The following is a 9148-nucleotide window of genomic DNA, read 5'->3' as shown; positions in this document are numbered from 1 at the left end:
CTTCATCCCCCACCGCCCCTCCCACAACAAGGACGGACAGCCTGCTCGAAGCACATCAAAGGGGGTCAGTATTGGACGCCGATACCCCTCACACGGGGGTCAAACTTGCACGCCTAATCACACCCTTCGGCGCCTCGGCCTTGAACCGCTTCGCGCAGCAGGGGCACACGCCGCCATGCAGCGACACGCGGGTGACGTCAGGCTCGATCTGAGGGATTTCGACGCGGTCGTAGGTCTCGCACGGGCTCTGCGCGACGCCCGACACGTCGGTGCCGCAGCCCTGGCACGCCGTGGCCAGCACGTCATGTGTGCGGGTTGGGTTCGGATGCAGGAGGCGGCGCGCCCCACGATGCGGCTTGGCCTTGGGGTTGGGCGGCGTCGATCCGGACGGCTTCTGGCCCCTTCGATGGCGGCAGGCTCGAATTGTCCGGCGTCTTCGGCGGCAGACCGAGTTTGGCCTCAAGTTCCTCCACTCGTGCCATCAGCGCCGTGTTCAGCGCCAGCAACTCTTCGATCCGCGTCATCAGCGCGGCAATCAGAGCGTCTTTGTCGGTCACATCAAGCGGATGTGCCACACAAAGGTTGACTCATACCCGCCAACCCGTCGCAAGCGAAAAAATTCACGTAACCTGAGGCCGCCGCAAAACCCCTTCCTGAGCAATTACGATCGACATGCCCAAGGTCGCGACGGATCAAAGTTAACACAGAACCGAGTCCCGGCATAACCTGCGCTTGCCCAGGGTAGGTCGCCGCGACGACATGGTTTGCAACCGACTGAAGTCACGACGCTCGAATGCGAGTCCTGGTCGGACAAAGCGCCGGATCACGGCGTCGTTCAGGCCGTGAGCGTTTTTGCATTCCCGCTAATCGAAGTCGTTCATGTCATTGCTCAGGCGAGGGCCTAGGGTCCTCATCCGGGCCGCACTCCCTGCCTGCGCAGACGCATGGGCGCCGATGCCGCTGGCGACGACAACAGGACAGGCTCACTGGCTGATGCTTCTTCTTCCCCGATCCGGCTTCCGCGTGACCGGGCTCCTCCGTCGCTGTGCCGATGTCACGAAAAGCGCTCCTGCCTTTCTCCGGACCCACCGTTGGTTCGTCTTGGCCGTCGTCGTCGTGGTTTGCCTCGGTGGCTGGCAGGGCGCGCGTATGTGGTTCGGCCCCGGCGTCGTCGTCGACGTCGCGAAGAGGGGCGCCCTGATCGAGACGGTCGTGGCGACGGGCAACGTCGAGACGCTCTATCGCGTGATCATCGGCAGCCAGATCACCGGGACGGTCGAGCAGGTCCTGGTCGAGGAAGGCGTCCGCGTCACCAAGGGGCAGCCGCTCATCGCCCTGGAGTCGCGGGAACTGAAGGCCGCCGTCGTCCAGGCGAAGGGCGCCGTCGCGCAAGCCGAGGCGCGGACGCGTCAGATCGACGAACTCACGCTGCCGACGGCAAGGGAGACCCGGAAGGAAGCGCAGGCCACCCTGCTGAACGCGCAGCAGACGTTCGACCGCACCTCGGACCTGAGCCGCAACGGGTTCGCCACGCACGCCGCCCTCGACACCGCGCAGAGGGATCTCGACGTCGGGCATACGCAGGTCCGGTCCGCCGAGGTGCAGGTCTATACGTCCAGCCCGGGCGGCAGCGACTACGTGATGGCGCAGACCCAGCTCAACCAGGCGCGGGCGAGCCTCGACACCGCCACCTCGCGCCTCGCCTATGCGACGATCTCCGCGCCCCGTGACGGCGTGCTCATCACCCGCAACGTCGAGCGCGGAACGGTCGCCCAGCCAGGGAACACGCTCCTTGTCCTCGCGCCCGATGGCGACACCCAGCTTCTCCTGGCGATCGACGAACGCAACATGGGCAAGCTCGCGCTGGGGCAGCACGCCACCGCCTCGGCGGACGCCTATCCAGACAAGCGGTTCGACGCCGTCATCTCCTACATCAACCCGTCCGTCGACATCACGCGGGCATCCGTCCAGGTCAAGCTGACCGTGGCCGCCCCCCCGGCTTACCTTCGGCAGGACATGACGGTCTCGGTCGACATCGAGGTTGCGCACAGCGCGAACGCCCTTGTCCTGCCGGTCCGGTCGGTGCACGACGGCCTTTCAAGCGATCCGTGGGTTATGGGGGTGCGGAACGGGCGTGCCTACAGGCAGTCGGTGCGCCTCGGCTTGCAGGGGAACACGCAGATCGAAGTCCTCGCCGGCATCAAGGACGGCGACGCCGCGATCCCCGCGAGCGCCGGCGTCCTCACGGGGCAGCGGATCAGGCCGATCACGCCATGAACCGCTGGCTGCCCTTCGAGTGGATCGCTGCCATCCGCTTCCTGCGCGAAGGGCGGATGCAGACTCTGTTCATCATCACCGGCATCGCGATCGGCGTCGGCGTCATCGTCTTCATGTCGGCGCTCCTGACGGGGCTTCAGGCGAACTTCATCAAGCGGGTGCTGACGTCCCAGCCGCAGATCCAGCTCATCCCGCTGGATCAGATCGCCCGTCCGCTCCGAAACGCGCCCGGCGTGTTCGAGAATGCATCCGTCCAGCGTCCGAGCCAGCACGTCATCTCCGTCGATCAATGGCAGAAGGTGCGTGATCGCATGCAGTCCATGCCAGAGATCACGGCCATCTCCCCGACGATGGCCGGCTCGGCTCTCGCGATCCGAGGAGCAGCGAGCCGTGCCATCACGATTGCCGGCATCGAGCCCGCTTCGTATTTCACCATCGTGCGGATCCCGGATTATGTCGTCGCCGGCGTGCCGCGCCTGAACAGCCAGGACATCATCATCGGCACCGAGCTGGCGAAGGACCTGGGCGCCACGGTAAACGACAAACTGAACGTCCAGGCCGCGACCGGCACGCCGGTGGTCCTGACCGTCACGGCCGTGCTCGACTTGGGCAACAAGGCCGTCAACGAGCGCAACACCTACGTCGCCCTTCGGACGGCGCAGTCGCTGCTCGGCATCATCGGCGGCGTGACCACCGTCGACCTGACCGTCAAGGACATCTACGCGGCGGAGACGCTGGCGAAGCGGATCGAGTCGTCGAACGCGGTTGAGGCCGACAGCTGGATCGCGACCAACGCCCAGTTCTTCACCGCCGTCCAGGCCCAGAAGACATCCAACACGATGATCAGGCTCTTCGTCGCGCTCTCGGTGGCCTTCGGCATCGCGGCCGTCCTTGTCGTGTCGGTCATCCAGCGCTCGAAGGACATCGGCATCCTGCGCGCCATGGGAGCGTCGCGCGGCCAGGTCCTGCGCGTGTTCCTGATCCAGGGCGGCGTGCTCGGGTTCGTGGGTGCGGTCGTCGGGTCCGTGATGGGCGCTGGAGGACTGATGTATTGGCATTCCGCCATGCGGCAGGCCGATGGGTCGGAGCTGTTCCCCCTGATGCTGGAGCGAAACCTCTTCGTCGCGACGGCGCTGCTCGCGACGGCGACCGGGCTGGTGGCCGCCATGGTCCCGGCGATCCGTGCGGCCAATCTCGATCCCGTGGTGGCGATCCGTGGATGATCCGGTCCTGCGCCTCGATAGGATCTGCAAGGCCTACAACGTCGGCCTGCCTTCCGAGACGAAGGTGCTGCACGACATCGATCTTACGCTGAAACGCGGGGAGTTCCTCGCGCTGATGGGGCCGTCCGGCTCGGGGAAGAGCACGCTCCTCAACATCATCGGGCTCCTCGACCGTCCGACCTCCGGGCACCTCTTCATCAAGGGCCAGGACACGGCGCTCCTGAACGACGCAGCGTTGACGCGGCTCAGGGGGCACACGATCGGCTTCGTGTTCCAGGACCATCACCTGATCTCGGCGTTCACGGCGGTCGAGAACGTCCTGATGCCCCTTCTGGTCGACCGCGAATTCGCCGGCCCGGACATCGTCGTCAAAGCCAACGCCCTCATGGCCCGGGTGGGATTGGCGAAGGTCGCCGACAACCGAGCGATGAACATGTCCGGGGGCCAGCAGCAGCGCGTGGCCATCGCTCGCGCACTGGCGATGAGCCCCGACCTTTTGCTCGCGGACGAGCCCACCGGCAACCTCGACACGCAGTCCGCCGGCGGCGTCTTCGACCTCATGCGTGAGGTAAACCGCGAGAGCGGAACCACCATCCTGATGGTCACGCACAACCTCGATCTCGCGAAGCGCTGCGATCGCATCGTGGACGTCGTCGACGGCCGCATCACGGCTTGAGGGAGGGCGCCTCGACCGGACGCCTCATGGGGTCGACCGCTACTTCTGCGGCGTCATCAGGTCCTCGGCATGGAAATACGCACGGGCGTGCTTCAGCAGGGCGCCATCGCTCGGGTGGTCGACCGTCTCGATGCCGACGATCTTGTCGAGCGCCCCCGGATCATGCGCCGCGATGTGCTTCATCAGCGCCGTCTTGGCCAAGCCAGGTCCCGTCAGCAGGACGTAGCGGGACGTTCCGATCGCCTCGACCACTGCATGCAGATAGTCATTGTCCTCTGCCGCGTGGCCGCTTCCGATCGAATTCGCCTTGTGGTGGATATGGACGTGAGGGTCCTCGGGGTGGAAGACCACCTTGTCCATTCCTTCGGCGTTGAAGTGGAAGACCTTGGCTTCGTCGTGATCGATCCACACGACGGCGTGGTTGTGCTGCTTCATCGGTTCGGCCTCATGATGAGTGGGGCGTCGTGCTCGACGCCAAGGTATCGCGTGGGCCCTATCGACGCCGCGAACGAAGCGCCGTCATGCCGCCGGGATAAGCTCGGGCTCATCCAGCACGGGATTGAGTTCATCGCCGCGCTGCCGGACCCACTTGGTGATGTGATCGAGGGCGGCCCGGATGCGGGGAGTGTCGCGATTGTCCTTGTGCACGACCTGCCAGATGCCCGTGCTCGGTACCATTGACGGGAGCGGCGGCGTCTTGAGCCGGACGAGCCCGGGGTCGTCGTCCGCGCAGAACCGGACGAGGCTGGCCAAGCCCCCACCCTGCTTGGCGGCCGCGAGCGCGGCGGCGTGGCTGCTGGTCTGCATCGCGATGCGCGCTCGGGGGGCAAGCTCGGCGAGCCAGTCCGTCTGCGTCGCGTCCTGGATGCCTTCGAGCTGGGTGATGAGCCGATGGCCGGCGCAGCCCGCATCGTAGTCGCATTCGCCGTGGCGTTCGAGGTAGCCGGGGCTGGCGTAGAGCCCGAAGGCGAGGGTGCCGATCCGGCTGACGACGAGGTCGTGCTGGGCCGGCTGCCGCAGCCGGACGGAGATGTCGGCCTCCCGCATCGAGAGGCTGAGTTCCCTGGGGTTGGGGATCAGCTCGACCATGATGTCGGGATGCACGTCGGGCAGCGTGCCGAGGCACGGAGCGAGGAGGTTGCTGGCGATCGTCTCGGCGCAGGTGACGCGGACATGTCCGGCCATTCGCTGGTCGCGTCCGACGACCTGACGCTCAAGGGCAAGCGCCTCCCGCTCGACGAGTTCGGCCTGCTTGCGGACGTCGTCGCCGGCCGGCGTGGGCAGGTAGCCCTCCGGGGTCCGGTTCAGGAGGCGGACCCCTAGGCTCACCTCCAGGGACGCCAGGCGGCGTCCCACGGTCGATTGGGCGACGTGCAGATGCTTGCTGGCTCCCGACAAGCTGCCGGTGCGGGCGATCGCGAGATAGAAACGAAGGTCATCCCAATCAAGCATTTGAACCTCATAAATAGGAGCGATGATCTTGACGCTGTTCGTTTCCGAATAGGCGTTACGCAAGATCGCGTGGTGCATTTTGAACCGTAGAGCGATGTCCCTGGAGAGCACCGAAACAGAATTGCGGTTACATTTGTAGACGGCGGAATGAACCCCTCAAACGAAACCCCGATTTCATCTGTCAACGACTCGGCGCTCGCATAAAGCGCAGCCACTATCCGATACTCACTATGCAAAAACGCTTTTGCGCATCGTGGCCTCATCCGTCCGTGGTCTAACTGGGATCGAGGGTCACAAGGCTTAGTGCGCTCCTGCTGCGATCGCGGACATCAGGTGACCGCAGCCGGGCAGCCGGTACGACGTTCCATCCTTCTTCGCCGCTTCGACCAGTCCATCGAGGCCGTTTTCGCGTATGCCTGCGGCAAGCCGCTCCTGCTTGAGTGGCGGGGACGGCCGATCGGGTTGGTCGGTGTGCGATTGCGACTGGGCCGGAAATCCTGTTGTTCGACGAGCCATGCTCTGCCCTGGATCCCATCTCGACGGCGCATGTCGAGGCTCTCATCGGCGAGCTTGCAAAGAGCTTCTGCGTGGTCATCGTCACGCACAACATGCAGCAGGCCGCCCGCGTGGCGGACTCCACGGCCTTCCTGTACCTCGGCGCCCTCGTCGAAGTCGGTAAGACCGAACAGATCTTCGGCAACCCGAAGGACCCACGCACAAGCGACTACGTGACCGGTCGCTTCGGGTGAGCGGCGTGCGATCCCGGCGATCCGCGGTGAAGCACCGTTCGGAACGGGACCCGAATGGAACATAGGAGCAGCGATGAACAGGCGTGAGATCCTGATGGGCGTCGGGGCAATCGCCGCGATCGGAGGCGTTGGGACCTACGCGTCATCGCGGCGCATGGGCTCGATGGCGGAATACAACGCCGCCATGGCGAGCGAGCGTGCGGCGCTTTCGGCCCGGCCTGCGATCCCCGAGATCATTTGTATGGCGACGCTCGCGCCGAGCGGGCACAATACGCAGCCGTGGCGATTCGGGATCGGAAAGGACCAAGTCGAGATCCTGCCCGACCTCTCGCGACGGACCCCCGTCGTCGATCCGGACGACCATCACCTCCACGTCGCCCTCGGATGCGCCGCCGAGAACCTGTCGCTGGCCGCGGGCGCCGCCGGCCACCGGGGGGCGGTCGGCTTCCCTGCCGCGAATGGCGGCGGCGTGGCCGTCTCCCTGGAAAGCGGGACGGTGGGAGACACGGCGTTGTCCAACGCGATCCCGAAGCGTCAGTCGACGCGGGCGGAGTTCGACGGCCGGCTGGTGAGCAACGCCGATCTCCGGACGTTGTGGGATGCGGCTGTGATCCCCGGGGTCGACGTCGTCCTGACCACCGATCGCCTTCACATGGACAGGGTGCGCGAGTTGGTCGTCCAGGGCAACACGACCCAGATGACCGACCCCGCCCTCATGCGGGGAATTGAAGCACTGGCTGCGTTTCAACCCGCGCAAGGCCCTGGAGACCGGCAACGGGCTCTTCAGCGTCCTGAGTGGCAATCCGATCCTTCCCACCTGGGCGGGACCGGGCCTGTTCGACTGGTTCGTCGACGCGCGGTCGGAGAACGAGACCTACGCGAGGCAGTTGCGATCCTCGTCCGGCATCGCCGTCTTCGTGTCGGAGGCAAGCGGCCCGGACCATTGGGTTCGCGCCGGCCGATCCTGTCAGCGCTTTGCCTTGCAGGCGACGGCGCTCGGCCTGCAGCACGCCTTCGTCAACCAACCGGCCGAGGTCGCGGCACTGAGTCCGGCCCTGGCGGATCTCGTCGGTCTGGGCGGGCGCCGGCCCGACATCGTGATGCGCTTCGGTCACGCGGCGGATCGACCGTTCTCGGCGCGCAGACCGATGCAGGCGGTGTTGATATCCTGATTTCGGATGCGACGCCGACGTCCTCGCCTTTGGTCTACGCATTTTCGCATAGTCGTTCCGCGAAGTCGGTTCACGCCTTGAGCGGCCGATCTGCCTAGGCTCTTCGTTAAGATGTCGGTCGCGACAAGCTCGCCGCGATCTTTCGGCAGCCTCGACATTCTCCAGACGGGAGGGTCCGAAGTATCGCCTGCGTGCCGAGCGCGCCGATCATTTTCAAAGGAAGAAACCCCATGAACAACGACAGTCAGCTCCAGAAATCTGTGCAGGACGAACTCGCCTGGGAGCCGAGCGTGACCGCCGCCCATATCGGCGTCGCCGCCAAGGATGGTGTCGTAACCCTGAGTGGTCACGTCAGCAGCTACTTTGAGAAACGCGCTGCCGAGAACGCCGCCGCACGGATCAAGGGCGTCAAGGCCGTGGCCGAGGAACTCGACGTTCGGCTTCCGTTCGAGACGAAGCGAACCGACGACGAGATCGGGGCCGCCGCGATCGAGCGACTGGCCTGGGATACCTCCGTCCCGCGCGACGCCGTGAAGGTGCGGGTCGAAAAGGGCTGGCTCACTCTGACGGGACAGGTTGACTGGAAATACCAGAAGGACGCCGCCCACGACGATCTCCGCCCGCTGTCGGGCGTCGTCGGGGTTTCAGACCAGATTACGCTCAAGCCGCGTCCCAACGCCAAAAACATCTCAGCTGACATCGAGAGCGCCCTGCACCGATCGTGGTCCTTCTACCAGGACAACGTCTCGGTCAGCGCCACGGGCGGCGCGGTCCGGCTCACGGGAACGGTGCACACCTACGATGACAAGTGGATCGCGGCCAATACCGCCTGGCGCGCTCCCGGCGTGACGGGCGTCGAGAACGACATCGCTGTCGTATAGCCAAGGACATGGCAACCCGGCGGAGGGTTGCTGTCCGGGGCCTGTTTCGTGCCGCCATCGGCGCAGTAGCCAGCGATCAGCGCGTCCCTTCAGGTCGTTCGTGCCGATCGCCCGAATGGCAGGCAGAGGCTGCACGGCGCCTCTCAGCACCGCCGTGTGTTGATCAAACATCGTGAACACTCCTGATCCAAGAGCCTGGACTTCGGAGCATGGTCTCCGACCGGCAAGCAAACACCAGGGACGCGAGGTGGGGCCTTACCTTACTGGTGCGGCTCCGGTGGCGCCTCTGGCGGGCCAACTTTGTTCAGTCGCTGCTACCCTTGAAGCCCGTCTATGAGGCTTAGGGGATGATTGCAGCCGAATGCTTGGGTGGACTCATCGCGAACCTCCGGGTTGAAGGTGCCGTGCCGTCGGGGTGAAAGCCGATGCAGCACAGAGAGGCTTTGCTTATTCGAGGGTGGTGTCAAACACTTTAATTTGGAACCTCGGGTGATCCTTCCCCCATGTAACGCCAATTCGCTGACTGCCGATTTCAGTCGAACGCTGATTTTTCCAGTTAAAGGCCTCTTCTTGCGCAATTGACTTGTGGAAGTGCGGTAGATCGCAATTGCACAATAGATGGTTCGACTCCAGATCGACTTAGGGCTCGCCCGAATTTAACTGCTCTGATTGCTGTTTGAGGAGGGGTGGATGGTGTAATTCCAGTCGCCATGGAAGG

At 64.9% G+C, this 9148-nt stretch carries 10 protein-coding genes and 1 pseudogene; 6 read left to right on the top strand and 5 right to left on the bottom strand.

Features of this window, described 5'->3' with window-relative positions; genetic code table 11:
- Positions 1–88: 88 nt before the first annotated feature.
- Positions 89–301: a hypothetical protein gene (locus M8523_RS35045; RefSeq protein WP_282589434.1), complete on the bottom strand. Its 213-nt coding sequence runs from the start codon at positions 299–301 to the stop codon at positions 89–91.
- Position 302: 1 nt separating this feature from the next.
- A complete protein-coding gene (locus tag M8523_RS35040) occupies positions 303–575 on the bottom strand; it encodes a hypothetical protein (protein ID WP_282589433.1) in 273 nt (90 codons plus the stop codon).
- Between the two features lie 418 nt (positions 576–993).
- On the opposite strand from M8523_RS35040, the gene M8523_RS35035 reads away from it, so the two are divergent.
- The 3 genes from M8523_RS35035 to M8523_RS35025 are packed head-to-tail and all read left to right on the top strand — an operon-like array spanning position 994 to position 4176.
- A complete protein-coding gene (locus M8523_RS35035) occupies positions 994–2277 on the top strand; it encodes an efflux RND transporter periplasmic adaptor subunit (protein ID WP_282589432.1) in 1284 nt (427 codons plus the stop codon).
- A complete protein-coding gene (locus tag M8523_RS35030; RefSeq protein WP_282589431.1) occupies positions 2274–3500 on the top strand; it encodes an ABC transporter permease in 1227 nt (408 codons plus the stop codon). Before M8523_RS35035 ends, M8523_RS35030 begins: the two co-directional genes overlap by 4 nt.
- Entirely contained in the window at positions 3493–4176 is a 684-nt protein-coding gene (locus tag M8523_RS35025) for an ABC transporter ATP-binding protein (RefSeq protein ID WP_282589430.1), read from the top strand. The genes M8523_RS35030 and M8523_RS35025 overlap by 8 nt, the downstream gene beginning before the upstream one ends.
- A 39-nt stretch (positions 4177–4215) precedes the next feature.
- Here the strand turns inward: M8523_RS35025 and M8523_RS35020 are convergent, their stop codons facing one another.
- Both M8523_RS35020 and M8523_RS35015 read right to left on the bottom strand, forming a co-directional pair.
- A complete protein-coding gene (locus M8523_RS35020) occupies positions 4216–4611 on the bottom strand; it encodes a translational machinery protein (RefSeq protein WP_282589429.1) in 396 nt (131 codons plus the stop codon).
- Between the two features lie 84 nt (positions 4612–4695).
- Entirely contained in the window at positions 4696–5628 is a 933-nt protein-coding gene (locus tag M8523_RS35015) for a LysR family transcriptional regulator (RefSeq protein ID WP_282589428.1), read from the bottom strand.
- A gap of 476 nt (positions 5629–6104) precedes the next feature.
- On the opposite strand from M8523_RS35015, the pseudogene M8523_RS35010 reads away from it, so the two are divergent.
- Positions 6105–6377, top strand: a pseudogene (locus M8523_RS35010) (phosphate ABC transporter ATP-binding protein); the annotation flags it as partial.
- A 142-nt stretch (positions 6378–6519) separates the two neighbouring features.
- Here M8523_RS35010 and M8523_RS36675 read toward each other — a convergent pair.
- Positions 6520–7125, bottom strand: a complete 606-nt coding sequence (locus tag M8523_RS36675; RefSeq protein WP_345894366.1) for a hypothetical protein — start codon at positions 7123–7125, stop codon at positions 6520–6522.
- On the opposite strand from M8523_RS36675, the gene M8523_RS36670 reads away from it, so the two are divergent.
- Entirely contained in the window at positions 7103–7549 is a 447-nt protein-coding gene (locus M8523_RS36670; RefSeq protein ID WP_345894365.1) for a hypothetical protein, read from the top strand. The genes M8523_RS36675 and M8523_RS36670 overlap by 23 nt on opposite strands.
- 230 nt (positions 7550–7779) lie before the next feature.
- Positions 7780–8430, top strand: a complete 651-nt coding sequence (locus M8523_RS35000; protein WP_282589020.1) for a BON domain-containing protein — start codon at positions 7780–7782, stop codon at positions 8428–8430.
- The last annotated feature ends 718 nt before the right edge of the window (positions 8431–9148 follow it).

Origin of the sequence: Lichenifustis flavocetrariae (assembly GCF_026130545.1) — a bacterium.
Classification (GTDB): domain Bacteria; phylum Pseudomonadota; class Alphaproteobacteria; order Rhizobiales; family Beijerinckiaceae; genus Lichenihabitans; species Lichenihabitans flavocetrariae.
This window is presented reverse-complemented; position numbering and strand designations above follow the sequence as displayed.

What these genes read in the sequence shown, in the direction of transcription:
- M8523_RS35030 (WP_282589431.1), top strand. Translation starts at nt 2,274, where the DNA reads ATGAACCGCTGGCTGCCCTTCGAGTGGATCGCTGCCATCCGCTTCCTG.
- M8523_RS35015 (WP_282589428.1), bottom strand. Translation starts at nt 5,628, where the DNA reads ATGCTTGATTGGGATGACCTTCGTTTCTATCTCGCGATCGCCCGCACC.
- M8523_RS35000 (WP_282589020.1), top strand. Translation starts at nt 7,780, where the DNA reads ATGAACAACGACAGTCAGCTCCAGAAATCTGTGCAGGACGAACTCGCC.
- M8523_RS35020 (WP_282589429.1), bottom strand. Translation starts at nt 4,611, where the DNA reads ATGAAGCAGCACAACCACGCCGTCGTGTGGATCGATCACGACGAAGCC.
- M8523_RS35035 (WP_282589432.1), top strand. Translation starts at nt 994, where the DNA reads ATGCTTCTTCTTCCCCGATCCGGCTTCCGCGTGACCGGGCTCCTCCGT.